26 protein-coding genes, 1 tRNA gene and 1 pseudogene are annotated in these 25,638 nt (G+C 54.8%); 1 reads left to right on the top strand and 27 read right to left on the bottom strand.

Annotated elements, in window-relative coordinates; genetic code table 11:
- Positions 1 to 175, top strand: a 175-nt coding sequence (locus tag H8S55_RS14605) for a hypothetical protein (protein WP_494545933.1), incomplete at its 5' end; no start/stop codon positions are given.
- Positions 176 to 216: 41 nt separating this feature from the next.
- Here H8S55_RS14605 and H8S55_RS00005 read toward each other — a convergent pair.
- The 27 genes and pseudogenes from H8S55_RS00005 to H8S55_RS00135 form a co-directional block, all read right to left on the bottom strand.
- Positions 217 to 396: pseudogene (locus H8S55_RS00005) on the bottom strand (site-specific DNA-methyltransferase); the annotation flags it as partial.
- Positions 386 to 526 carry a hypothetical protein gene (locus tag H8S55_RS14410; RefSeq protein ID WP_366467028.1) on the bottom strand — a complete coding sequence of 47 codons (141 nt, stop codon included), beginning with the start codon at positions 524 to 526 and terminating at the stop codon, positions 386 to 388. The pseudogene H8S55_RS00005 and the gene H8S55_RS14410, both read right to left, overlap by 11 nt.
- Positions 527 to 651: 125 nt before the next feature.
- Entirely contained in the window at positions 652 to 1,422 is a 771-nt protein-coding gene (locus tag H8S55_RS00015) for a DUF7768 domain-containing protein (protein ID WP_186877289.1), read from the bottom strand.
- The gene (locus H8S55_RS00020; protein WP_243200406.1) at positions 1,419 to 2,042 is read right to left on the bottom strand and encodes a hypothetical protein; all 624 of its coding nucleotides are present in this window, start codon (positions 2,040 to 2,042) and stop codon (positions 1,419 to 1,421) included. The genes H8S55_RS00015 and H8S55_RS00020 overlap by 4 nt, the downstream gene beginning before the upstream one ends.
- 26 nt (positions 2,043 to 2,068) lie before the next feature.
- Positions 2,069 to 2,851, bottom strand: a complete 783-nt coding sequence (locus tag H8S55_RS00025; RefSeq protein ID WP_186877290.1) for a phosphoadenosine phosphosulfate reductase — start codon at positions 2,849 to 2,851, stop codon at positions 2,069 to 2,071.
- Entirely contained in the window at positions 2,809 to 3,960 is a 1,152-nt protein-coding gene (gene metK / locus H8S55_RS00030) for a methionine adenosyltransferase (RefSeq protein WP_186877704.1), read from the bottom strand. The genes H8S55_RS00025 and metK overlap by 43 nt, the downstream gene beginning before the upstream one ends.
- Entirely contained in the window at positions 3,950 to 4,339 is a 390-nt protein-coding gene (locus H8S55_RS00035; RefSeq protein WP_186877291.1) for a DUF3846 domain-containing protein, read from the bottom strand. The genes metK and H8S55_RS00035 overlap by 11 nt, the downstream gene beginning before the upstream one ends.
- An 82-nt stretch (positions 4,340 to 4,421) precedes the next feature.
- Positions 4,422 to 4,928, bottom strand: coding sequence for a gamma-glutamylcyclotransferase family protein (locus H8S55_RS00040; protein ID WP_186877292.1), 507 nt, complete (start codon positions 4,926 to 4,928; stop codon positions 4,422 to 4,424).
- Position 4,929: 1 nt separating this feature from the next.
- On the bottom strand, positions 4,930 to 5,178 hold the full coding sequence (locus H8S55_RS00045; protein WP_186877293.1) for a hypothetical protein: 249 nt from the start codon (positions 5,176 to 5,178) through the stop codon (positions 4,930 to 4,932).
- A 5-nt stretch (positions 5,179 to 5,183) separates the two neighbouring features.
- Positions 5,184 to 6,146 (bottom strand): amidoligase family protein, encoded by a 963-nt coding sequence (locus tag H8S55_RS00050; protein WP_186877294.1) that lies wholly within the window; start codon positions 6,144 to 6,146, stop codon positions 5,184 to 5,186.
- Complete coding sequence (dcm, locus tag H8S55_RS00055; protein ID WP_186877295.1) at positions 6,143 to 7,288, bottom strand: DNA (cytosine-5-)-methyltransferase; 1,146 nt, start codon at positions 7,286 to 7,288, stop codon at positions 6,143 to 6,145. Before dcm ends, H8S55_RS00050 begins: the two co-directional genes overlap by 4 nt.
- 14 nt (positions 7,289 to 7,302) lie before the next feature.
- Positions 7,303 to 7,599 carry a hypothetical protein gene (locus H8S55_RS00060; protein ID WP_243200407.1) on the bottom strand — a complete coding sequence of 99 codons (297 nt, stop codon included), beginning with the start codon at positions 7,597 to 7,599 and terminating at the stop codon, positions 7,303 to 7,305.
- The gene (locus H8S55_RS00065) at positions 7,589 to 8,515 is read right to left on the bottom strand and encodes a ParM/StbA family protein (RefSeq protein WP_186877296.1); all 927 of its coding nucleotides are present in this window, start codon (positions 8,513 to 8,515) and stop codon (positions 7,589 to 7,591) included. Before H8S55_RS00065 ends, H8S55_RS00060 begins: the two co-directional genes overlap by 11 nt.
- Positions 8,512 to 9,567 (bottom strand): DUF4240 domain-containing protein, encoded by a 1,056-nt coding sequence (locus H8S55_RS00070; protein ID WP_243200408.1) that lies wholly within the window; start codon positions 9,565 to 9,567, stop codon positions 8,512 to 8,514. Before H8S55_RS00070 ends, H8S55_RS00065 begins: the two co-directional genes overlap by 4 nt.
- A complete protein-coding gene (locus H8S55_RS00075) occupies positions 9,554 to 9,982 on the bottom strand; it encodes a synapsin-1 (Synapsin I) (protein WP_186877297.1) in 429 nt (142 codons plus the stop codon). Before H8S55_RS00075 ends, H8S55_RS00070 begins: the two co-directional genes overlap by 14 nt.
- Positions 9,933 to 10,919 (bottom strand): ParB N-terminal domain-containing protein, encoded by a 987-nt coding sequence (locus H8S55_RS00080; RefSeq protein ID WP_243200409.1) that lies wholly within the window; start codon positions 10,917 to 10,919, stop codon positions 9,933 to 9,935. Before H8S55_RS00080 ends, H8S55_RS00075 begins: the two co-directional genes overlap by 50 nt.
- The gene (locus H8S55_RS00085; protein WP_186877298.1) at positions 10,919 to 11,293 is read right to left on the bottom strand and encodes a single-stranded DNA-binding protein; all 375 of its coding nucleotides are present in this window, start codon (positions 11,291 to 11,293) and stop codon (positions 10,919 to 10,921) included. The genes H8S55_RS00080 and H8S55_RS00085 overlap by 1 nt, the downstream gene beginning before the upstream one ends.
- 97 nt (positions 11,294 to 11,390) lie before the next feature.
- Positions 11,391 to 16,304 carry a SpaA isopeptide-forming pilin-related protein gene (locus H8S55_RS00090; RefSeq protein WP_366467036.1) on the bottom strand — a complete coding sequence of 1,638 codons (4,914 nt, stop codon included), beginning with the start codon at positions 16,302 to 16,304 and terminating at the stop codon, positions 11,391 to 11,393.
- Positions 16,305 to 16,319: 15 nt separating this feature from the next.
- Positions 16,320 to 17,087 (bottom strand): class D sortase, encoded by a 768-nt coding sequence (locus H8S55_RS00095; RefSeq protein ID WP_186877708.1) that lies wholly within the window; start codon positions 17,085 to 17,087, stop codon positions 16,320 to 16,322.
- A gap of 2 nt (positions 17,088 to 17,089) precedes the next feature.
- Positions 17,090 to 18,001: a hypothetical protein gene (locus H8S55_RS00100; RefSeq protein WP_186877299.1), complete on the bottom strand. Its 912-nt coding sequence runs from the start codon at positions 17,999 to 18,001 to the stop codon at positions 17,090 to 17,092.
- 49 nt (positions 18,002 to 18,050) lie between these two features.
- Positions 18,051 to 18,974, bottom strand: a complete 924-nt coding sequence (locus H8S55_RS00105) for a toprim domain-containing protein (protein WP_243200410.1) — start codon at positions 18,972 to 18,974, stop codon at positions 18,051 to 18,053.
- Between the two features lie 520 nt (positions 18,975 to 19,494).
- Positions 19,495 to 19,571 (bottom strand) — tRNA-Pro (locus H8S55_RS00110).
- A 114-nt stretch (positions 19,572 to 19,685) separates the two neighbouring features.
- On the bottom strand, positions 19,686 to 20,498 hold the full coding sequence (gene dapF / locus H8S55_RS00115; protein ID WP_186877300.1) for a diaminopimelate epimerase: 813 nt from the start codon (positions 20,496 to 20,498) through the stop codon (positions 19,686 to 19,688).
- A 129-nt stretch (positions 20,499 to 20,627) separates the two neighbouring features.
- The gene (locus H8S55_RS00120; RefSeq protein WP_186877301.1) at positions 20,628 to 21,167 is read right to left on the bottom strand and encodes an ANTAR domain-containing response regulator; all 540 of its coding nucleotides are present in this window, start codon (positions 21,165 to 21,167) and stop codon (positions 20,628 to 20,630) included.
- 29 nt (positions 21,168 to 21,196) lie between these two features.
- Complete coding sequence (gene glnA, locus H8S55_RS00125) at positions 21,197 to 22,528, bottom strand: type I glutamate--ammonia ligase (RefSeq protein ID WP_186877302.1); 1,332 nt, start codon at positions 22,526 to 22,528, stop codon at positions 21,197 to 21,199.
- 213 nt (positions 22,529 to 22,741) lie between these two features.
- Positions 22,742 to 24,892: a DEAD/DEAH box helicase gene (locus H8S55_RS00130; RefSeq protein ID WP_186877303.1), complete on the bottom strand. Its 2,151-nt coding sequence runs from the start codon at positions 24,890 to 24,892 to the stop codon at positions 22,742 to 22,744.
- Positions 24,893 to 24,926: 34 nt separating this feature from the next.
- Positions 24,927 to 25,355 (bottom strand): GNAT family N-acetyltransferase, encoded by a 429-nt coding sequence (locus H8S55_RS00135; RefSeq protein ID WP_186877304.1) that lies wholly within the window; start codon positions 25,353 to 25,355, stop codon positions 24,927 to 24,929.
- Positions 25,356 to 25,638 lie beyond the last annotated feature (283 nt).

The following is a 25,638-nucleotide window of genomic DNA, read 5'->3' on the forward strand; positions in this document are numbered from 1 at the left end:
TTTCCTCAGCGAAGCCTTTCGCGGCAAGTATATAGCGGTCCGTGAATCCCATCTTCCGGGCCAGATCACCCTGCTTTTCCGGCAATTCCGAATCGGGCGTATTGACCTGGAAAAGCGGGTCTATACCATGAAGCGTATCTATCGTTTGGTAGATGACCCAAGAGAAAATGTGTAAACCATGTGCTTGCACAATCTGTAAACCATGTTGCTCTTGACAGCATTCTCCCCCATACTGGAATACTTCTTGGCGGTGGACTTGTTCTTTTCAGCCTGGGTCCGTCCGCCGGAGGCATACGGGGGATCGGTGATGACCGCATCAAAGGTGCCTGGCGCAAAGCCGCTCAGCACCTTCAAGGCATCCCCTTGGATGATCTCCCACTTCTGGTTATCGCTCATGCGTGTGATCCTCCTTCTTCTTGTTTTTTGTAGGGATATTGCCGGACAACTCCGTTTCCACATATTCGCTGATGATCCCCAGCGCTTCCTCGTAGCTGTGGCAGTCTCCGCCCATAATTCGGTCTTGCATTTCTTTTGCCTCGGCTGTCATACCGTTTTGCCGCAGTGTCCGGCTTGCAAGACCGATGAGATTGAAAATATTGCCGTTCTGCCCGACAAGGGGGCAGGACGGCTTTTTGCGTTCCTGTTCCAGCGTTATCGCTCCTTCCTGCCGGAACGCCTGGGCGGCGTCCGTCCAATGGTTGTCTGATCCGTCATCACGGGGATGCCCAGCTCACCGGCTTTATAGATCTCCTGCCACATCCCATCCGTCCAGACCGGACCGTACACATTCATCTGCTGGCAGGATTCCAGCAGGCGCAGTCCCATCGCCCTGGCTTTCTCGTCCTGGGCGGGATTGGTGGGATCTGCGACAGGCGGGAACAGCAGATGCGGACAGATGGGGATATTCCCCTCCGCAAACACCTCCTGCGCTTTCTGCCGCGCAAACTCTACATTGTTTGTCACATCGCCCCGCAGCGGAGCACAGATATAGACCAGCTTGGGGCCGCTCCGTTCCAGCTCCGGCGTGCGCTCCCGGAATGCGGACAGATACTGACCGACGGCATCCCGCAGAGCGGCATAGTCCGCGGCAGTGGGGTGATAGGCGTACCACTCCACTTTTCCGTAGTCATCCCACAGGTGGGGAATGACGCCGCTGCGGAAGTTCGGGTTGTTCGGCACCTGCTTTTTGCCCCAGACATCCTGAAAGCGCAGCAGCGTCCGTTCCACCACACCCTCCGTGCGGTTGAGCACCGTGAGGCGGATGGCGTCATATTGGCTGGAGATATGGGTAGAGAGAAACTCCGCCCGCACACGCAGGTCCTTTCCGAGATCTCCCACGCACACACGCCCGGAAAATTGAGGCCGATCCACGAGATCGCTGTGATCAAACAGCTTTCGCAATTCCTGCTCATATACGGTCATCGCTCCACACCTCGTTTCTTTAGCGTTTTTGTTTTCATGTGACTTACTTCTTTTTGCAGAGGTTTCAAGGTCTCACGCCCGATACCGCGGATCACGCTGCGGCTCTTGCCGCTCAGGACAAAGGTATCCCTTGTATCGTTGCGGACTTCCTCGCAGGGTAGGATCACGGCGGAGCCGGTGACGCGGACATCACCCTGTATCGTGCCATACACCTTGCAGTTGCCGGACAGGATGGGAGTCCCCATCGTATGGGGATCGTGAATGATCTGCGCGTTTCCGGAAGCCAGCGCTTTTCCGGTCATGGAGGCTCCGCGGAGATAGGCGTTGTCCTCGGCGCGGCTGTGACCGCTCATCACGCTGCCTTTGGAAATATAGGCTCTGTCACAGGCAATGGCATCGCCCCGCAGACAGGCATCCCGATCCACATAGGCGTCTCCCGCTGCGATAGCGTCATCGAAGATCCAGGCGCAGTCGGACGGGTCGGTTCCCAGATTGCTTTCACTCTCCACAAAGCCGCCCAGATCCCCCGCTTTCACCTGGTCGCCAACATCCCGCAGCGCACGGATGCGGCGGAGGAAGGGATATTCTTCGTGGGCAATGTCAGTGATCTCATATTTCAAATTGCTCGTTTTTATCAGCTCCTTCTTTATGCCGCGTTTTCAAAGAGAGACTTCTGGGCATCCTCCATGCGGAAACGGGCGTCGATATCTGAAAATGTTTCTGTGCGGTTGAATTTCTCAGACACCTTTCCCGGCAGGGCCTGCAGTTCCAGCATCCGTTCCCACAGCTCCGGGTGGTGATCATAGAGATGCCGAAGTTCTTTTCTCTTGGCGTTAGGGCAGAACCAGCATCCGCCCCGGTCGGTAAACGCATACACAGGAGAAAGCAGCCCCGCCTTATAGCAGAGCTGCTTCGCATCTTCCTCTGTAAACTTGTATTTTGCCAGCAAGGACACCTGATGGTTCTTCAACCGTGACAGCCGTTTTTGCTCATCGTAGGCGATGCCGATATACTGCACCGTGTCAGCAGGCAGGTTCTTTTGATACTGACAGATCGGTTTGATCTTGCAGTCGCGCTGGACATAACACTTTCCGCACAATGGGAAGGCTCGCAGCATCCCCTTCTTGGGTCCACGGGTGACTGTCCCTGTGAACAGATCTACATAGGTCTTCTCCGCGCGCAGGACACGCACTTCCACCCCCATCCGCTCCAGTTTGGGAATGGCAGTATGGTAGATAAAGTCTCTGTGTTCCGGTACCTCACCTGAAATGGTTTTATCAAACATCACCTCGCAGTAGACGGCTTCGTCCAGCGGTTCCCCATACTCCAGCGCCAGCAAAATGGTGGCAAGACTGTCCTTACCAAAGCTGCAGCTGACGATGTGTTTTAACGCTGCGATACTCCCGCCTCCTTCGCACGGCAGGCACATTCCAGTACCTCGGTCATGTCCGTCTGTTCCCAAGGCGCGTCATCGTGCGTGAAATGACCGTAATTGCAGAACCGGCGGAAGATGGGTCTGTCCAGTCCCAGCGTGCCGATCATGCCGTCCGGCGTCAGATTGAATACTACACGGACAGCCTGCTCCAGCACAGCATCGGAAAACTTGCCGGTGCCGTGGGCATCCACCTCCACCATGACCGGCTGCGCCTTGCCGATGGCATAGGCGAGGCTGACCGTGCAGCGCGCTGCCAGTCCTGCGGCAACGATGTTCTTGGCGATGTAGCGCGCCATATAGGCGCCGCTGCGATCCACCTTGGTTCCATCCTTGCCGGAGAGCGCACCGCCGCCGTGAGGCGCAAGACCGCCGTAGGTATCCACCATGAGTTTGCGGCCTGTGAGTCCGGTATCCGCTTCAAAGCCGCCCTCCACAAATCTGCCGGAAGGATTGATGAGGATCTCCGTATGCTCGTCCGGCGGCAGTTCCCGCAGGGCAGGACGAACGACATACTGCATCAGATCCCGACGCAGCTCATCCAGGTCGGCATCCGCTTTGTGCTGGCAGGAGAGAACGACCGCGGCAATGCGCTTGGGGCGACCACGCTCATATTCCACCGACACCTGGGACTTCCCGTCCGGGCACAGGCCGGGCACGATCCCCAGCACACGCACATGAGTCAGGATCTTCGTCAGGCGGTGCGCCAGCATCACGGGCAGCGGCAGGCACGCAGGCGTTTCATCGCTGGCGTAGCCGTACACGATGCCCTGGTCGCCTGCTCCGGTCTCTGTGCCGCTATTGACTGCTCCGGCGATATCGGGGCTTTGCTCATGGGTGATGACCTCCACCTCATAGTCGCTGCCGCCATATCCGGCTTCCCGCACAGTGCGGCAGATGACGGCAGGGATGTCCGGGAGCCGCGCTGCGGTGATCTCACCTGCCGCGATGATCTTGCCCGCGGTCGCCATGACCTCACAGGCAACGCGGGCAGCGGCGTCCTGCGTAAGACAGGCATCCACCACCGCGTCCGCGATGGTGTCGCAGAGCTTGTCGGGATGTCCCTCGGTGACTGACTCAGCAGTCAAAATGCAGTTATCTTTCATATTCATGTTTCTCCTTTTTCATCGGTTTCTTTTGTGCTTGCGGCTGTTTCGGAACAGAAAGGATCATTTCATGGCTGTATTTGTTCTTGTACTTTTCGATCTGCTGCTCCGTCAGGGATGTAAAATTCTCATCTCCAATTCCGACTACAAAAAAGGTGCCGCAGACAATGTCATACGGCACTCCGTGATCATCGGTCAGGGCGCGGTTCCACGGCAGGCCCAGCAGCTTGCCCTCGTCATTGCAGACGAGCGCCACCGGGTCATCGAAGGGGTAGACTGCCTGAATGGTGCCGCCTACGAGCTCCTGCATGGATCGCAAGCTGCCGTCGATCTCCTGTACAGTGGGCGTTTTCATCGGCTCCACGACGAGGATCTTCATTTTTTCTTTGCTGATAGGACATCCTCCTTCCGAAAAGGAAACGGCAGCAACAGTTTCCGTCTGTCGCTGCCGTTTGTGTTCATCATCTTTCTATATCTCGATGTTTCGTGCTTTTGGGTCGGTCGGGTCTCTCCATCGTTCCGGTGCATATTTCATCGATGGTCCTGTTCCACGCTTCCTCCAGCGACTCCACCGGCAGGCCGTTTGCTTCAAAACCTTGCTGAATTGCGCGGTAATAGCGTGGATACGGCAGTGCGGGCTGGCGGCACATCGGTTCCGCCATGATGTAAGCCATGACGGGAATTTTTGAGCCATCCGCAGTTTGTACCGTTACCGCTTCCTTGATATAGTGGCGGGGATACCCCTCGTAGCGATCTAGCGACTGTTCACACGAAGGCGTGAGTTTCCACAGCAGACCGTGGACGACACAATCCTTCTTGGGTGCAACGGTAGCAAAGCCGCTGCCGCGGAACTGCAATTCGTAGTTTTGCAGCGTCACCGGCCCAACGAGCAGGGCGTCTGGACAGCGATGCTTCATCTGTTCTAAATTGATATTGCTGCCGTAGGCGAAATACAGAGTTTCTTCCATCTTAGTCCTCCAGCAGTCTGAGTCCGCCGATCCTGTCCAGATGGCGGAACATGGCCTGCGCCTGCGTTTCCACATCGCCATCCGGCAGCGGGCAGTCCATTCCTGTGGTGCGGATCACATTGCTCTGTAAAAACCAAATATAGCTCTCAATATCAGGGAACTCTGTGGGGTCGAAGGTCTGATTCCGCAGGCGGCCCATGATCTCTGTGGCCGTTCCCTCATAGACGGTTTCTTCGATTTGTATCTTCAATGGCTTCACCTCTCCATTTCTCTGGATTTTTTCTTCTTTTTATTGGCTTCATAAGTATCCTTGTCATAGCGCCATGCCCGATCACCCTCCAAATTGGCCAGCAGATGATTGCGGGTATTCTTGAACTCGTCACCGTTGAGTCCCAGCCGCACCAGCCAGACGCGGAAGGTAAACAGTTCGTTGTCGCTATGGGTTTTCCGCATAACGGTGCTGCGCTGGCTAATGGCTTGAGCAGACATGGCAAGGCATAAATTCACATAGGCCGCGACCTTTCCGGCATGGAGCGTCGAGTTGAAACAACGCCACTCAACGGTTCCTCTATAAAACACAGAATGCAGATTCAGGGCATAATAGCGGGTCCAGTTATAGTGGTCTGCGCTGCCGTTATCCCCCTCATACCAGATATTCTCCAACTGCGTCAGATCCCTTGTCTCATCCGACGAGAGCCTGCGTGCCTGCTTCAGCATGGGTTCCCGCACCTTCTGACACCAGCGGGACGCCCGGCTTTCATTGACCTGCAGCGCTTTGAACAGGATATCCTCCTTGGAGTACATGATGCCGATGAGGTTTTTCAGGCTCTGCCGGTTATGATTGGCTGCGTCCACATGGACATGGATGCCGCAGGAGCTGTTGGCCTTGGCTCCTGCGTGGCGTACCTGCCGGACACATTCCTGCAGCTTGGGCAGTTCCGCGTAGGTGAGTTTTGGGGTTACCATCTCCACACAGTATCTGCGGTCGCCCGTTGCACGATAGCCGCTGCCGATCTTCTGCTCCCCGTGGATGCTGGAGTCACTCATGACCGTCCACTCTTTGCCGTCCCGATCCGTCACACACCATTTATCGTAAGCGCCGCCCACATAGCGGGCGTCCGTTGCAAAATACGCGGCCAGCGCTGTTGCCGCCTGCTCACGAGTGATGCCGGTCATCTCTACTTCAACGCCGAAGTATTGATCCTTCATTCCGATCATGCTGCGGCCCCCGCTTTCAATTCCTCGTCCACTGCCTGGATACGCTTGGCAATCGCCTCAATTACATTGACGGTGACACTGTTGCCCGCCTGCTTATAGGCCTGGGCATCGGACTGGATGGCGAGGATGCGGTCGATCTGCCATTCCTCAAATCCCTGGAGCCGCAGGCATTCGCGTGGCATGAGACGGCGGATGCGCCCACCGTTTTCCACGATCCCTTGGATACAGCTGGTTTCCAATGTATGGGCGATATCACGCCCAACGCGCCCGCGGCGGGTGTTGCTGCCCGCGTAGCCCAAGTCCACCGTATCGCCGGGGAGCGCTTCCTTATAGCCTTTCTTGGTCGCTTCCTTGATGAGCAGGATGCCGGAGCGTTCCGCCCGATGATTGGAGAGAGTTGTCTGCCCATACCGGGCAGTGAGGCAGCGGGCGTTATCCGTCCGTGCGGGGATTCCCGCGCACAAATCCACAAACGGCTCTTTGGGTGGGATGATATACAGTCCGGTCCGCCCGCCCATGCCGCCTGCACTGGCAGTCTGGGTGCAGGCTACTCCGTCTGCGCCATAGACACGGGAGCCTTGCGGCCCTCCGAGGACTTGTACAAGAGCTTTTCCACCTGTGCCGAAGACAGGTAATATTTTTCCGGCGCATCGGGGATCAAGATAGCCGATAAGGAACACCCTTCGTCTTGATTGCGGGACTCCAAAACATTTGCTGTTAAGCACAGTCCATTCGACATGATACCCCAGGTCATCCAGTGCGGAGAGGATGACCGAAAAGGTTTTCCCTTTGTCGTGCGATAAAAGGCCGGGAACATTTTCAAGCAGCAGATACGCAGGTCGTTTGGCTTGAGCCAGTCGGGCGATCTCAAAGAAGAGAGTGCCTCTGGCGTCGGCAAAGCCCCGTCTGCGGCCAGCCTGAGAAAATGCCTGGCAAGGGAATCCTCCGCAGATGAGGTCGAAGTCCGGCAGGTCTGCGGGATCGAGTTTGGTTGCATCAGGATAGTATCGTTCCTCCTTTCCCGGTTCGTAGATCGCTTGGTAACTGGCATTGGCGTGCTTGTCGATCTCGCAGTGTCCAACACACTGGAAACCGCCCGCGCGGGTCAATCCGGATCGGAAGCCGCCAATGCCGGCGAACATATCAAAGTATCGGATCAGGTCGTATCATCTCCTTCCTGCAGCGACGCAAGAAAGCCGAGGACATCGTCATCGACATCCCCGGCCTGCGGCGCTGCTTGTGCGATTTGGATCTGGCTGCCCTGCAATTCCTGACGGATGACCTGCCGCACAGCCTCCAGCAGTTCCCGCTGCTCTCTGTGTTCGCAGATCATGCGGCACACAGCGGCGGAACGCTGCCCGGCGGGGATATCCATCAGCTTTTTCCATGCCCTTTGTTGGACAGGGGAGGTCATAGAGAAGGACAGATTCAGCCGTTTTTTGTTACTGCTCATACCTTTGCGCCATTTGTTCCGTCAGTCGTTCATATCCTTTGGCGTTCAAAGACACATCATCCAAAATGATAGGCCGGCACAGGCCGTCCGCAGCGGAGACATACTGCTTGAGCAGTGCCGCACCACCACCCAGAAATACAGCGGGCATAGCTCGGACATCCAGGCCGCTCTCCGCGATGGCAGAGAGCAGGTGCTTGGTGTAGTGCTCCGCCTCCTGACGGATGATCTTTTTCGCATCCTCATCCATGCGGCTGGCATCGGCTCGAAGAACGCTCTCGATCTGCGCCGCTGTCATAGACAGGCCGAGGCTGCGGCGGATTTGTTCGCTGATTTCATCCAAACAGCGGATCATCCCAAGCTCCATACTGCGGCAGGTGGCAGCGTTGGGAATACGATCATCCAGCCGCATGAGATCCACCGTCCAGCCGCCGATGTCCGCAACGATGACGGACGGCTCGTCCAGCAGTCCGTTCTGCGTCAGCACGGCGGCGTAACCCTGCGGGAACAGAGACACTTTGGAGATTGTGACGGCATAGTCATGTCCTTCATAGCGGAAGGACACCGGTTTTCCGCCCCGGCACAAGTAGTCCTGGAACGCTTTCTTATCCCTGCCGAAGCTGGTGAGCGGCAATCCGGCTGCCAGATGGATGTCCGCTGCCGTTCCGGCATTGCGGTATGCCAGTTCCTTTGCGATGGCGGCCAGCGTAAGAAGGTAGTAATCCTCCGTCTGTGTCTTGTTCTTTTGGATCGGCTGGCGTCCGCTGCCCACCACATAATATTTACCGCCGTATTCCAACACATCGTTCAGCGTATATGGCTCATGCTCATAGGCCACCAACCCGGTCGGAAAGGAAAAATGCGCGGTTTTCATGGCAGCGTAGCCATGATCCACACCGATGATGATGGATTCGCTCATCTGGCCTCACCTCCATGACTGCGGTGTTTCTTTTTGGGCGCTTGCCGCTGGTCATACGCCTTTCCGGCACGGACAAGGTCCCGGATTTCCTTCAGCTGCAGATTCCAGCGCGTTTGACCGTCCCAATCCGGATGCTTCGCGCAGAGCCGGGGCAGATATTTCTTCAGATCCGCGCCCTCTCTGGGAAACTCGATGCCGCCCTTATAGACGATATCCTGTTCCAGCTTCATCAGAAGCGCTTCATATGCGCTCCAATCTGTCTGATCATAGGCGCTTTTGCCGGTGAGCTGCTCATAGGCATAGTCCCCGACATAGCTCAACTGCTCAAAGCGGCAATCGCCGTAGGGAACGACATCCGCAAGGTTGTCCGGGTCTGCCAGCGCGGCAAAATAGACCTCGCGCCCCTGTGCGATGAGCCAGGCGCGGAAGTCGATAAAACCGTCATCGCTGCAGCCGTATTCCTTCATGATCCCTGCCGCGTCCCACAGGCCGTACTTGTCCGCGAGATCTTCATAGGCGTGGATGATATCGTGGAAATTCTGCGCCTGCGCGGGGCCCATAGAAACCAGCCGGTCTTTCAGATAGGCCAGCATGGCGTCCATATCCTGCCCGCAGGCGTTTTTTGCCTCATGGATCAGGTCCCAGAAGGATTCTTTGTTGATCTCTGTGATCGGTTCCTTCACATTCTTCATCTCCTTTCCAATACGTTTTTTGATGTGCGCTGCCGCACCCGCGCAGACCTTTTGATAAAACGCACGATACTTCGGTGAGGTTTTGTCCACCTCACCGAGGATGGCACGCTCATAGGGTGTGCCGGGGACGAGCTCCCAGGTAACGGTCCCAAAGTATGCCGCTTCCAGATACCGCAGCAGCGTGTGTCCGTCTGCCATCTCAAACATTCCACGGTTATCCTCATAGGGAAATTCTTCATAGACCTTGAGCCCGGTGACTTCTTCCGCGGCGGCATACAGCGAGAAACCGTCTGCGTCCATCGTCGGCGCAAGCTGCCCGTACTGTTCCTCCGGGGACAGCATTTCCTCATGCCGCTCCATCTGACCGCTCCTTTCTTACCCAGCCCATAAAGCGCTCCAAAAGGTGAACCCGTCCGCGCACCTTCCCGGCAGATACATCCAGCCCATTCATCTGCGCCTGAATGCGGCGCTGGATGGCTTTCAGTTTCTGTGGGTCATTGCAGCAGTCTACGATGACATACTCGCCGCCGCTGGTGGAGAGGATTTCCCGCTTGCCGTTCTCGTCCCGGATGCCGGACAGGAGCCGCTGTCCCAGCCGTTTCCGGTAGGCGTCCTGGAGCGCGTCCATATCTCCGCAGACATCGTGCTTTTTCAAGATCTCCGCGATCTCACAGGAAGTGATCTTCGTCTCGGCAGACAGCTTTTGCAAAATCTCCGCCTGCGCGTCAGGCGGGATTCCCGTCCGGCTGGGCATCGTTTTCTTCACTTTCTGCATTGGTACACCTCCAATCCGCGGGCAGGATCTTCTGCTCGATGATATCGGCAATGGCAGCGAACACCTGGGCAATCTCACGGGATTCCTTCACGGTATCCCGCATTTCCTCCGGGGTCATCCGCGTCCCGTCCGTCCAGCAGCGGACATTTTCCTCGGACGGCGTCAGCAGGATGGCTTTTTCATACGCCTTACAGAAAAGCGCTGCGATCTTTCCTTTCCGGTCGATCTCGGCATCCTGCTTTTTCAGTTCTTTTTTCGCTTTTTCGTATTCCAGCGCTTCGGCGGCCGCCTGCTCCCGCTGCTCTTCCGGAATATCCTGAAGCTGCCGGGTCAGGTCATAACCCTTGTTGATGGAAAGTTCCTTCTTATCCAGAGCCTCCTTGATGACCTCCGGGGCGTTCTCATCGATCTGCATGACCTTGCCCATCGTGCGTTCGCCCAGACCAACTGCTTCGGCCAGCTCCTTGCGGGTATCTACCGCTTTTTCAACAGAAGGAAGGTTTGGCAATGTTGCCAAACCTTCCTCGGCCTCGCTGGGGCGGAAATTCTGTCCGCCAGCAGCCATGTTGGCTTTGGCCTTGGCTTCAATCTCGGGTTTCAGCTTCAGGGCGATCTTGCCCAGCTCCCACTTTTCCAGATTGCGGCGGTTTTTCTGTGTGTCCAGCGCCCACTGTTTGGCTTCCAACAGATCCTCAAAGGAAAATACCGCCATCGTATAGGGCAGGCCATGCTTTTCACACAGTGACTGACGGTTATGCCCATCCACGATCACCATGTCCTCATTGACGATGATGGGGGAGTAACAGCCGTTTCGCAGCAGATCCTCTTCCAGAGCGGCAGACTGCTCCGCGCTCAAAGGCGGGAGCAGTTCGGCCATCTCCGGCAGGATCACAGGGCTGCGTTCTGCGCTGGTATATGTGATCCCGGTGTTTTTCATCAGGCAGCGACCTCTCCGGTACTCTCATTCTCCAGTGCAGCAGCAGAAGCCTCCGCCTTGCGGGGAGACAGGAACTCCACATCGTTGGCTTTGATGAGAAAGCCGGGCTGGCGCTCCGGCTCATTCTCAAAGGTGATGGTCTCGAAATCACCGAACGCCGCCAGCTTGCAGCCCTTCCAGGCAAACTCGGCGCAGCGCTCGGCCAGAGGACCGCGCACCTTGATGGAGATAAAGTCGGTGAGACGATTGCCGGCCTTATCCTTGTAGCGGCGGTCCGAGGCGATCCGCAGAATGGCGTAGGGCTTGCCGGTGGTCTCGTTCATTTTCAGTTCCACATCGTTGGTCAGGTTACCAATAGCAGTGATCTTCAGCATAGTTCAGTTCTCCTTTTTTTGTTTGATATGTTGTTGAATGGGATAGAAAAAGCGGCAGACGCTCCGCTTCGTGCGTCTGCCGCAGTTTTCATGTGAGTCAATAGCCCGTCTTGGGCAGTGTGGGAATGACAGGTTTTCCGTAGACCGTTGTGACCCAACGGCTGATGCCCTGTACCCAGGTGCCGCCATAAGTGCCGCCAACATCGGCTACATTGACGAAGGAACCTGCGGACAGCCCGGTCACCGCCTTGCAGTGGAGGTACGGTTTCTCTACCTGTGCAAAACCCGCGGGAGCCTGTCCGAACACGAACATGATCTCTGTCACGCGCTCATTGGATGCCAGTTTCAGCGCCGTGGCCGATGCGGCAAGCGTATAGTTCTTCTGCGTAGACAGATTGTCGGCCAGTGTGCGGTGATCGCCGCCGTTGACGCGGTAGACGATCTTATAAGTATCGGCTCTGTTGTAGGTGCCGGTCACTACGGTATCCAACCGCACCTGCGCCGGCAGCGTATCGCGCCAGTAGAAATTGCTCAGGCTGACATTGGAGGTGTTGGCGATGCCGGAGAACGCATAACGCACCGGCTGTCCGGCCACGATTTCCTTCGGTCCTGTTTTTGTGATAGCTACGCCGGTACTCAGGCTCTTGTCCTCCACCTCAAAGCGCAGGATCTGACCCTCGTATTCCAGATAGGCAGTCAGCTCCTTGTCGTTGATACCATAATGCTCCGGCGCCTTGATCTCTCGCACAAAGTAGCGGGACAGGGGTAGTTGCTTGGAAACAGCCAGTCCTCGGCTGTTAGAGCGAATGGTATCGACCACATTGCCTGCTTTGTCAGTGATCTCAAAGACTGCACCCTCCAGCAGTGTCCCGGCTGGCAGGCCGTTGGTGGGATTATAGTCGGCAGACTTTTTCACGATCTGGATCTGGCCTGTGATGGGCGTGTTCTTCCATGTGATCGTAGAAGTACCGCCATATTCCACATAGAAGGTGCGAACCGTGGTGTCCAGCACATAACCGTCCGCCGCCTGGATTTCCCGCACCAGGTACTTTCCGTCCGTCAGCGTCTTATCGATGTAGACATAGCCGTTCTGGTCGGAGGTGTACTGGCCGATGGGATTGCCCTTGCTGTCCGAAACGAGGAAGGTCACGCCGTAAATGCCCTTGCCAGTCACACTGTCGATCTTGTGGATGAGCATGGAGCTGGCCTGTGTGTTCTCGACGGTCAGCGAGGTCGTCCTACCAGCCTTTACCTCGAAATTGTGGGGCGTACTGTCCAGCAGATACCCCTTTGCGGCTTTAATCTCGGTGGCGGTGTACCAGCCGTCCGCAAGCTGCGGGAGCGTGATAATGCCGTTGCTGTCCGTGGTATAAGTGCCGATGCGCTCACCATTCATCTTGGCGATTTCAAACTGCACACCCTTGATGCGCTTGCCACTGTCCGCGTCCACCTTGATGATCTGGCCGCCGCCGATGGGCGTGTTGGTAAAGGTCAGTGTCTGCGTGTCGTTTCGGTCAACCTTGACGGTCTGCGAGGTGCTGTCCAGTACATAACCGTCCGGAGCCTTGATCTCCGTTACCACATAGGTATCCGGTTTGAGGTTGACCAACTTGATCTGGCCGTTGCTGTCCGTGGTGTAAATGCCGTTGGAAGTGACCGTGCCGCCGTAATTGCCGACAAAGGAGCCGTCCGAGTTCGTGATCTTGAACTGTGCGCCGGGAAGCGGCTGCTTGGTCACGCTGTCGATCTTGTCGATGATAAGATCGCCGTGTTTGCCGTTGGAAAACTCCACCGTCACCACATCCTGCTCCTTACCGGAGAGATAGACGGTCTGCGGCGTGTCGTCGATCTCATAGCCTGTGGGGGCTTTCGTTTCCTCAACGACATAGATTCCGGCCTTCAGCCCGGTAATGACGATGGTGCCGTTGGCCGAGGTGGTGTATTCTCCGATGACCGTGCCGCCGGTGCCCGAGGTCCCGCCCAGATAGCGCACACGGAACTTTGCGCCTTGCAGCATGGTGCCGCTGTCTGCGTCCACCTTTTTGATGATGAGCGCTGAAAGGGGCGTGTTCTCAAAGGTCAGCACTTTGCCGGTGCCTGCCTGAATGAAACAGTCCTGCGTGGCCGGGTCTTTGATGGCGTAGCCCGCTGCCGGTTCCACTTCGGTCACACGATACCAGCCGTCGCGCAGCTTGGTGAGTTTGATTTGACCGTTTTCATCGGTGAAATAAGTGCCGAGGTCATTCAGTTCTCCAGTGAAGCTGTTGTTGCTGGCATAGGTGATGTGGAACTTTGCGCCCTTGATCGGGTCTTTTGTGACGCTGTCCACCTTGTCGATGGTCAGGGTAGGCTTTGGATAATTGCGGAAACGCACCGTACCCGTTTTATTGGGGACAAGAGTAATGGTCTGCGGTTCGCTGTCCAGCAGATAACCGTCCGGCACACCGGTTTCACGCACCACATACACACCGGGGTCAAGGGCGGTGAGCAGAGCCTCGCCGTTGGCGTCGGTCTTGACGGTGGTGAGCGTGCTGCTGTCTGCCTTATTTACGGTGAAGGTCACACCAGAGATCGGTGCGCCGGTCACAGCGTCAGTCTTTACGATTTTGAGATTGGGCTTCTTCTCGTTGTTCACCACCAGCGTGCTGTCCTTGCCGGGAAACAGCTCTGCATGGTATTCCGTGTCGTTCAGCACATAGCCGCTGGGCGCTGCGATCTCCTTGACCGAGTACACGCCCGGTTCCAAATCAGAGATGGAGATGCGCCCGTTGGTGTCGGTCACGCGGTCGAGATAGTGGCTGCCGTCCTCGATCTTTGCGATCCTAAAGGTTGCACCGGCGAGATAGGTGTCGTTCTCCGCGTCGTATTTCATCACGGACAGGACCGGCTTTTCCGTGTTGGTGAACACGAAACGAGCATTTTCTCCGGCGTTGATCTGGATAACGCGCTTGTCATCATCCGTCAGATAACCATTCGGCGCGGTGATCTCCTCCACGGTATATGCACCCGGCTCCAGTGCAGTCAAATCGATCTCGCCGTTCTTGTCGGTCACATATTCCTTGGAGAAGGTGCCGCCCACCAGAGAAATGCGGAACTTGACATTGGTCAGCGGCTCCATCGTGCGGCTGTCCACCTTGATGATGTGGATACCGGGCTTGACGGTGTTGAAGAAGGTCAGTGTTTTGATACCGCCGCCTGCGGTCAGCTCGATCTGCTGCGGCGTGCTGTCCAACACATAGCCTGCACTGGTGGAAACCTCTTTCACCAGATAGGTTCCCGGCTGGAGGTCGGTCAGGCGGATCTGGCCCATCTCATCTGTGGAGAACGAGCCGATGAGGACGGTATCGCGGGTAACTTCAAAGGTCACATCGGGCAGAACTTCGTGGGTCTGCTCATCATATTTAGTGATGATAAGACCCGGTTTGGCCTGATTTTTCAGCACAAAGCTGGTTTCCGTGCCGGAAGTCACATTCACGGTGTAGGTCTGGTCGTCCTTGACATAGCCGCCGGGGGCAGACACCTCCCGCACCTGATATGCACCGGGCTTCAGCTTGTCGAAGTACACACTGCCGCCGAGATCAGTTTTTCCGGTCTGCGTGACGCCGCTTTCGATGTGCTTGATCTCCACCGTTGCCCCTGCGAGAGAAGCGCCGCTGTCCGCGTCGATCTTGTCCACGCGCAGATTTCCGTAGGGCGCGTTTTCAAAGGTGACAGTCGCGGTATTGCCGTAGTCCACGGAAACGGTCTTGGTGGTTTCCGTACCCAGCAGGTGCCACTTGGGCGCTGCTTTCTCTGTAATGACATACTGGCCGGAGAGGGTCAGCGGAATAATGATCTTGCCGCTGGTATCCGTGACAAAGCTGCCGAGGACCGTCCCATCCGGTGCCTTTACCTCGAAAGTTGCGCCGGAAAGGGGCGTATTCGTTCCGGTTTCTACCTTTTGGATGATAAGGGTCGTTTCTGTGGACGTTTCCGGTTCGTCTGGGGTATCAGACGGCGTGGAAGAATAGCGGCTGAAGGTAGACTGGCGGATTTCCGTCGTAGGATCGGTGTCGCACATATAGCGCTGGAGGGTGCCATACTTGTTGGTTTCCGCGCACAGAGCGTAGTAAATGGCGTATTTGTAGACATTAGCGTGCAGCGACATCTGCACCGCGCCGGTCTGGTCGCTTACGCTGTCCTTGGGGTACAGCACCTTGAACTGACCGGCATAGCTGGCACCATTGGGCGAGGTCCTGATCTTGGTGATGTCGTTGTTGTTCATGTCTACGATGCGGGTGCCATCCGGCACTTCATCGGGCATGGTGAAACCGATGTCGATGTCGTAATCGCACACCCATGTTTCCGAATCCGCTGTGAACACCTGCTGCAAGTATTCCTTGCCGTCTATGGTGACGGGATAGGCCGAATCTTTATCGGCTGTCACCGTGATGGTAGGCTGCGGCACACGGTTCCACCAGATACCGCGTTTGTAGATGTCCTTTGCCGCCGCCAGCAGCTTTTCGCCGCGTTCCTTCTCCACACCGGACAGGGACGGGTTGACCGTCAGCCGGTCAATGCTCCAGCCGTCGATGAGATAGCACCAGAGTGCCATCTTCGTGGCGTAGTACGCCTGATACTTATTGTCCAGCTTGAGTTCAGACAGACCGCGATGGGGGTAGCCATTGGCGATGATGCCGACGATCTTCGGGTCGTTGCTGGCTTCGTTTGCAATATATTTGATGCTCGTGCCGGGACTGACCGTCTGCGGCACACCCTTTGTTGTAGGGTTGATGCAGTAGGCGGGAATCTCCTTGATTGCGCCGCTGGCCGACTTGAAATTGAAGTAGGTATAGGACTGGGAACGGACAACGCCGTTCATGCTGAGATAGGACATTTTATAGCCGCCGTTGGTGATGTTCACCTCGCCCAGCGCACCGCCGATGGTGCTGCTGGCGGCAAAAGCGGAGATGGGGAAAAACCCAAGCGCCATCACCAGCACAAGGAACATAGAAATCAATCGTTTTTTCAAGGTCACACCTCCAATTTATTGTGCTGCTGCTCGGACCATCCATCGGTACGAGGGCTGATCCATGACACAGGTGTACAGAGTCAGGCAGTTCTCATCAGAAGCAGAGGCTCCGCTGGTATCGGTGTACAACACCTTGGAAACGCTGCGGACCGTGTAGCTTCTGGTGCCGAGCTTCGTCGTATAGGTGATGATGGTTCCTGTTTTCAGCGTATGGATCTTACCAAAATGATTGGCGACGCCTCGGTTATGCCCCGCAAGGCAGACATTTCCGTCCCATACGCTCGTTTCTGAGAAGTGTCCCGCCCCTTTCCGCAGTGCGGCACTGTCCGTGCCCTGGTAGACCTTGACATTCAGACAGATGGACGGAATGCTCAGAGTTCCAAGATGATCGTCATTGTAATAGAGGTTTGGCGTGACCGCCGTAAAGGATGTACCGGTCCAACGATCCGCAGTCGAGTCAACCGTCGGATAACTCACTTCGCTGCTATCCGTTTTGACTGAGCTGATCAGTCCGCCGGACATCGCGCCGGGGAGCAGGTTCGGCGTCAACGGCTCGCCGCTGCCCGGCAAATAGCTGGTGGCCGTTCCGAAACCGGGCGGGATCAAGGCGGTGTTTTTCCCGCGATCCACATTGTTCGATTCCTGCTCGTACACAGTTCCTTCACTGGTGGGCGTGCCGAACAGATAGTCCTCCGGCGCATCTACGGTGTATTCCAATGCGCTGGCCTGTCCAACACACAGAGTACAGAGAGCCGCAGCCGCGATCAGGCTACGAAATTTCATTTTCACGATTCGTCCCCCTTTCTTTTTTTCTTTTTGATCTGTGTTGCTGCTCCGCCAAGCATTGCTCCCAGCAGTGCCGCGCCGCCAAGCACAATGGGCAGGCGGTGATCCGTTTCTTCCACCGGCTGTTCCCCTTCCAGAGGCCTACTGTCAAAGATCGCTGTGTAAACGACAGTATCACAGCTTGTTTTTGTGACCCTGCCGGAGTAATCCGCAGTGACCGTGTAACCGGTCACATACTGACTGCTGCTTTCTCCGGTGTACTGTGCGGTAGCACAGTAGCGCACCACGGCTTCGTCTGCTTCGGTTTGGTAAGCACTGTCCCACCGGACATCTGCCAGCGTGAGGGTATGGCCATTGTCCTGGATCGTCTTGGGGATCAGAGCTACATCGGCATCCGACAAATTGGGATAGGTGCGCGTCGCTGAGAGGGTGCGTTTCTTTGTACCATACCCGTCCGCAGTTACCTTGACGCTGGTATGATCCAGTGTCAGAACTCCGGTATGACCATCCTCTGTGGTGACCTCTTTCTGCGCGTCCAGTCTCTGGAGGATCTGCTCCATCTCTTTGGTATCGCTGGACAGCTTGACCGTTTCGCTGTGTTCTTTCGTATCTACGCCGATCTTATCCTCTTTCGTCATGTCCAAAAGGTAATACCGTCTGCCGTCGCGCTCAAAGTCTGCGACAGGGAGTTTTTGCGGGTCATCCGAAACGCTCAGCTGGTAGGTCTTTCGGATCATGGGATTCCCGGCGTCATCTTCGGTCATTTCCACCGAGGTGGGATAATACGAAGACTTATTGTCGGTTTTGGTTGCTGGCTGCTGTGTGGGATCTGCCGCGAAAGCAGTGACAGTCAGCGCTGCCGTCAGCACGAGCATGAGCGCCGTGCTGTGAACAAATTTTCTCGGTCTCATCGTGTTTTCCTCCTTGTTGTTTTTTCCCGGCTATTGTGGATCGATCGCGTCATCGCCCCCTTTCCGGTGCTTTCCTTTTTTGCAGGTACTCGTTCCAGTCCTTCCCGCTGCGGGGCTTCTCCTGTGATATCTCATATCCCAGTTCCGCATATTTTTTTCGGAGCTGTTCCGCCGTCTCTTGCCCTGGTTGATCCATATCCAGACAAAGAATGATCCGCTTGATCTGGGGATTGTTCCGAAGATAGGTTCGCAAGGCGCCATCATACAGCCCGCACAAGGCGACTGCATTGCAGCAGCTTCGGTGGAGGGTGTAATAACTCATAAGGTCGATAGGCGCTTCAAAGACTCGGACTTGGTCGGAAACAGGATTGCAAGGGATAGCGAAGCCGATATCTTTGTCACTGCCGGATACATCTCCACGAAATCCTTTCCCGTCACGGTCATAGGTGCCGCGCAGTCCTGCATATCTGGCTTGTCCGGTGTGATCTCTGCCAACAAAAACGCAGTTGTGATGGACTGCATCCTCATACAGTGATCCGCTGTTCATAAACTGACGGATCACCTGTGTGGCGATGCCGCGTTTGCGAAGATAAGCGAATACGCGGCGGTCATCGGCATTGCGCGGTGGCAATGCAAACTCTTTTGGCGGCTCGTCCTGCTTGGTGACTGGTTTTGTTTTGACGGGAGCGTCTCTCGGTCTGCCTTGAAAGGTCAGCAGGTACTCTACTGCCTCCGGAAAAGACTGGTTGCAGAAATGCTGCAGGAAAGTGATCGCGTCGCCGCCGATGCCTTGAGAGTAGCGGAACCAGGTGCGCCGATCCTTGATGCGCAGACTGTCCATCTCCGCAGTGGTGTGGTACCTGCCGATGCGTTTGACCTGATAACCCAGATGGGTCAGCAGCTCCGGCAGGTCGGTTTCTCTGGCCGTCTGCATTTCTGTGTCTGTGAAGCGTCTTTTGATCTCGCTTGTCATTGTGATGTCCTCCTCTCTGGTGAAATGCAAAAAGCCACCCAGGGCATCCGAATATCTCGGATGCCCTGGGTGGCTTTTCCCTAAATCGTGTTCTTTTGTTTGGGCTTTAACGTGGGCCTACACGGCGTTATCTTCGTTGGGGGTGTCCGTGCCTGTGGGGACGGTCTCGTTGGCTACACAGGGCGCGACAGGGGCCTCAGTGTGGGTGTTCTGCTCCATGGCGTTCTCAGCGCCTGCGTGAGTAGGTTCAGCACGAAGTCCCGCTGGAAGAGTTCCTCGGAGATTTGGAATACCATGGTTCTTCCTTTTTATTCTTTTTTTGGAGCCTTGGTGTTCGAGTCACACCAGTCCATAAAAGAGTTCCGTTGCATCTCTGAAATGTCGCCTCTCGCGTGGAAAAACTGATTTTCCGAAAAAATCGTTTTTTCGAACTTTTCCCTGCATGAAACGGCGTTAAATATGCGAAAACACCGCACTTTCGTGCGGCGTTTTCGGTGTTGCATCTTTCATCAACACATTTTGGTCCGAGTGCTGAGATTCGAACTCAGGGCCTCTTGAACCCCATTCAAGCGCGATACCAAACTTCGCCACACCCGGAAGTATTTTGTTGGCCGTCCGTGTCAGACAGCTTAGTTATAATAGCATACCTCCAGGAGAAATGCAAGCCCTTTTTTCGATTTTTCGAGATTTTTTCTTAAAACCTTTTACGCCTCAGTTTTCTGTCTCAGAATGCCATAAAAAGTCGGTTTCGCCCCGGAAAACAGTGTGGGCCGGGCCGGTCATGAAGAGTCTGTTCTCCCGCTCCTCCACCCGCAAGCTTCCCCCGGGCAGGTGGACCTGCGCCTTTGGTCCGCACAGGTCCCGGCGGCGGGCGGCGGCAAAACTGGCGCAGGCCCCGGTACCGCAGGCCAGAGTCACGCCGCTGCCCCGCTCCCACACCCGGACAGTCAGGTGTTCCCGGTCCTCCACCGTCAAGAATTCGATGTTCCGCCGTCGGCCCAGCCGGGGGCAGTGCTCTAGCAGAGGGCCCACTCGGGCCGTCTCCTCCTCCGTCCACTCCGGGCAAAAGACCACCCCGTGTGGGTTGCCCACCTCCACCGGCGTGACCCAAAAAGCCCCCGCCGCAGTCTGGCAGTACACCTCCTCGTCTATCTGAGCCTGGCCCATGTCCACCGTCACCTCCGCCACCCGGCCGTTCCGGACGGACAGCTCCAGTCCCCTGGGGCCAGCATCGGTCTGGATGGTCAGGCAGCACTTGCGGGTCAGGCCGCTGTCGTACACAAACTTGCCCAGGCAGCGGATGCCGTTGCCGCACATGGCCCCCCGGGAGCCGTCGGCGTTATACATCTCCATCGTGAAGTCCCCCGCCTGTCCCGGCTTGACGCAGATGAGCCCGTCCGCCCCCACACCGAAATGCCGGTCGCTGAGCGTTTTCGCCAGCCGGGGCAGCTCCGGCGGCTCCCCCTCCAGGCAGTTGAGAAAGAGATAGTCGTTGCCCAGGCCCTCCATTTTTACAAACTTCATCCCACGCACCACCCTTGTACCAAGATATAGCTGGTACTAAGGTATGCCGGCTCCCATAGAGTTATGAGTTAGGAGTTAGGAGGGATGAGTGGAGTGGCCAACTCCTAACTCATCCCTCCTAACTCCTAACTATTTTTCTAGCTCTCGAATGACCTGTCTTGCCGTGTGGCTCAGGCGGGCTCCGGTATCCATGCTCCGCTTTTGCAGCTCCCGGTGGGCCTGGTCCTCCGTCATGCCCAGGCGGTCTATGAGCAGCCGTTTCGCCCGGTCTACCACGGCCTGGTCGCTCCCGCTGCGGCGGGCGGCAGTGAAGCGCTCCATCCGGTGTCCGAACTGGAGCAGCAGTTTCACGGTGGACACCGTCTCCTCCCGGCGGATGGGGGTGGCCAGGGTATACACGTCCCGGCTGGCGCAGGCATCCAGCATGTGCTGTGGCCCCACCAGCAGCAGGGAGCAGGCCGGAGGCAGGTCCTCCGCCAGCCACTCCGCCGGACCGTCGGACAGATGGGGGCCGCAGACCACGCAGTACACCGTCTGTTTGCTCATCAGGCGGCGGACCTGGTCCCCGGAGCGGCAGAGGAGACATTTGGCCGTGCCGGTGTTCTCCAGCAGCTCGCCAAAGCGCTGGGCCATGGTGCCGTTTTCAAAGGCCACGATCACCGTCTCCATTCCCTTTCCCCCTCTCTGTCACATAGCGGTCAACAAGTCACCAGGTACTTCTCCAGTTCCCAGCTGGACACCCGGGTCTGATACTCGTTCCACTCCTTGCGCTTGCCCTGGATATAGTGCCGGGCCACATGCTCCCCCAGCACATCCATGATCAGTCTGTCCTGCTCCATAGCGTCCAGGGCATCCTTCAGCGTCTCGGGCAGGGCCCCGATGTTCTGGGCCGCCCGTGCCGCGTCGTCCATGGCATACACATCCCCGGATATCTCCTCCGGCGGCTCCAGCCCCTGGGCGATACCGTCCAGCCCGGCGGCCAGACAGGCGGCCACCGCCAGATAGGGGTTGCAGGAGGGGTCTGGGCTGCGCAGCTCCACCCGGGTACTCTGCCCCCGCACCGAGGGGATGCGGATCAGGGTGGACCGGTTGCCCGAGGACCAGGCCTTGTATCTGGGGGCCTCATACCCCGCCCCCAGGCGCTTGTAGGAGTTCACCAGGGGGTTGGTCAGGGCGGTGAAGCCATCGGCGTGGCGCAGCAGTCCGGCAATAAAGGACCGGGCCGTCTTGGACAACTGCCGCTGGCCCCCCTCGTCATAGAACACGTTCCGCCCGTCTTTAAAAAGGGACATGTTCAGGTGCATCCCCGACCCGGCCACGCCATACACCGGCTTGGGCATAAAGGTGGCGTGCAGGCCGTTTTTCTGGGCCAGGGTCTTCACGGCCAGCTTTAGCGTCATGATCTTGTCCGCCCCGTCCATGGCGTCCACATATTTAAAGTCGATCTCGTGCTGACCGATGGCGCACTCGTGGTGGCTGGCCTCGATCTCAAAGCCCATCTCCTCCAGGTTCATGCACACCTCCCGCCGGGTGGATTCCCCGTGGTCCAGTGGGCCCAGGTCAAAATAGCCAGCCTCGTCCCGGGTGATGGTGGTGGCCCGGCCCATTTCGTCGGTCTCAAACAGGAAGAACTCCAGCTCCGGGCCGATGTTAAAGGTGTCGAAGCCCATGTCCTCCGCCCGGCGCAGCACCCGGCGCAGGACACCCCGGGGGTCGCCCACAAAGGGGGTGCCGTCCGGGTTATACACATCGCAGATGAGCCGGGCCACCTTGCCCTGGGAGGGCCGCCAGGGGAAAATCGTAAAACTATTCAAATCGGGATACAGGCACTGGTCCGACTCGTTGATGCGGGTGAACCCCTCGATGGAGGAGCCGTCGAACATGATCTGGTTGTTCACCGCCTTCTCGATCTGAGAGGCGGTGATGGCCACGTTTTTCAGCTGGCCAAAAATATCCACAAACTGCATGCGGATAAACTCGATCTCCTCGTCCTCTACCAGACGGATGATGTCTTCCTTGGTGTGACCCATGCAGAACGCTCCTTTTCTCCTCCCGGGGGGAGGGGTCTTCTGACATTGATAAAAGCTGTTTGTTTTCCTTCTTTGACGTGTGTCAGCAGCATTGCCGTCTTGACAGATGCTTTTCATTCATTCTACCACAGATCGCGTCAAAAGACGAGAGGCTTCCGATCATAGGTTGCACAGGCATCTGCTCACTTTCCAACGTTAATAATCAGCACCCCTTTACTTTGTATTGCCATACTTGGCATTAATTCGGTCTATTTCTTCTTTGATGATATTTCCGAAAGTACGATCATCTATTTGCTGGCTCTCCGCTGCTGCAACTGATTTATCAGCAAAGGCATCAAATATAGCCTGCTTGCTTTCCAAGGTTGACATGATTTTTTCATCAACTGTCCCCTCGCATAAAAGGCGATACACAAGAACATTTCTTGTCTGTCCCATACGGTACGCTCTTGAAATAGCCTGATTTTCTATGGATGGCTTAAATTGAGGTTCACATAGCACCACCACACTAGCAGATTGAATATTTAATCCAGTTCCCCCGGATTGTATTTGAGCTACAAGAACAGTTCCTGCCGGAGCCTTATCAAATTCATCAATAATTTCCTGTCTTCGTTGCGGTGTAACAGATCCATTGATTGGATTAGTACACCGATTTCCAAGCAACATCGTCACCTTGCGAATTGTATCCAAAAAGAAAGAAAACACGATTACTTTTCGATCTTCAGATTCAGCTTCCTCAACAAGTTCTAACAGCCTTGAAGCTTTTGAAGAATCCTTTAAGTCATCTACATTCCAAGATACTCTTCTTGCTTCTGCATAATTTTTTGATAAAACAGCATGCTCATAAGCAAGCTCTTCATTATGTGATAAACTACACCACTCTTTGCTTTCAATCAGATCCGGTAACTCTGTAAGAACATCTTCTCGTTTCCTGCGATAATAAACTGGCGCAACCGCCTTTCTAAACTGTGGAGCCGCAGACATAAATGCCATTCCCTGAATCTGCGATGCAATGTGTGGTTGGAGGATACGTATTAGAGAAATCATTTCTTCAACTTTATTTTCCAAAGCTGTACCTGTCATGAATAGCAAACGCTCTGCGTGCATACTGATATTCTTTACATTTATACTTCTTCTTGCTTCTGGATTTTTTATGTAATGAGCTTCATCGACTACCAACATCTTAAATTTAAAATCTTCTGGCGGTTCAAAATACGCTGTAGTTTCATACGTGGTAACCGCAACTCCACCACTCTTGATCCAAGATTGGAGCGCTGCTTTACGGCCGGTACCATGGATTTTTGTGACACTAAGCAAGCTCATTTTTCTTATTTCACGGCACCAATTTGTAATGACACTGGCCGGGCAAACAACAACGAAGTGCGTTCCTCCCGTATTACGAAGAGACACCATCGTCGCAATAGCTTGAACTGTTTTTCCTAAGCCCATTTCATCGCCAAGAAGGATTCTTTCCTGATGAAGCGCATATTTTACACCCCATTCCTGATAACGTCTCAATTCACACAGGAGTCCATCTGGGAAAAAACACTCCTCTTGGACTTCTCGCGCAAGATCCTCTGGCAATCCGTACATCGAATCATCATTTCCCAATACACCTGGATTGATATCTTCCAGATCATTGAAAAATCGAACAGAATTCGTTGCAAAATCCTGCCAAGCATCGCTATTTAAGCTTCTATCAATTACATCAGCGTTGGAAATTTGAGTTTCCGCTTCACTTCCATAATCGCCATTGATAAGGCCAATTAGACTGTTATATGCTTCCGTAGCCTTTTGCTTTTTCGCTTTGGATGAGAGCAGCCACTTCAGAGTACCCGTTGAAGAATTCAGGTCTTCCACAGCATAATCGATTGTTTGCTTGTTTTTATTAAGCAGCTGTCTGCATTCATCTGCAACTTTTTGGCTTCGACGATATTGTGATAATGCAAGCACAAGTGCTGTTGCCTCTTTAGAACGATTGTCTGTGCTTAACCTAATTTTTACTCCCTGTCTTGCCTTGGAAACAATATCATTTACGATACTTTTAATTGAGTACGCAGCATCTTCACTTATTCCATGAACAGAAGCAATAGAGTATACCGATGCTGTTGATATGTCAGCTATCGTTCTATAGCCATAGTCTCTTAATACTTTTACGCGAATGCCTCTTTTATCTCGATTAATTTCCTCTATCGGAATATCAGCAAGAACTTTCAGTACTTCCTGCGCTACTAACGCATCTGACGTCTCTTTTGCCTTTGTGCGGTATTTCTCCACAGAGGATACAGCATTATTCAGTTTTTCAATTATGTTTTGATGCCGTTCAATTATTCGCTTTGCATCAGTAGCGCTGAATGGTCTTGTCATGACTATACTCCTCTATGATTTTATAAATAGGAATTTAACGCTTCCATACCATTGTAAATTCCTTTTCTCCCGTATTATCATCTACACATTCAGATTGGATACTAAATTTTTCTCGTAGATAAAATTGAATTGCTCGCTCATTTTTTTGATAAACGTTCAATTTTAGAGTGGACTTGATTTTCTTCACCTGATCCAATAATTGTTTTCCGATTCCCTTTGACTGTGCTACAGCTTTTACAAAGATTCCTTCAATATAGTCGTTATTTAATCCAATAAATCCATCTATCTGATTTGCATTGTCAACTTCATGCACATATATTTCTGCAAGTGGCATCATTTCTTTTACCATATCAAAGTTGCTTTTCCAGTAATCTTGAGATATAAAACTATGTGCCTGAATATTCGTACTCAACCATATTTGCATTACTGCGTCTATATCACCATCAACGTATTTCCTAATCATTTCATCGTCTCCGCAAATTCCGAGTTGTTAAACGCTTTCTCTGTCCCAGCTTCTTGCCCTTCGGACAAGAAGCATCCCTCGCTCTAAAGAGCTCGGTCAATTCCGACTCGCCATTTTTTCCTTCACATCTAATCCACTGTCTCAAATCGCGCCATCTACTCCGAGGTTACAACCTGACACACATTTTGCAGCAGATATGTTTCCATATAAGAAAACCGAGCTTTTTCAGAAGTCTGGCTTCAAATCCAAACCTCCGAAAAAGCCCGGAAATACGCCGCTTTCT

The sequence above is a fragment of the Flintibacter faecis genome (genome assembly GCF_014287875.1).
Classification (GTDB): Bacteria; Bacillota; Clostridia; order Oscillospirales; family Oscillospiraceae; genus Lawsonibacter; species Lawsonibacter faecis_A.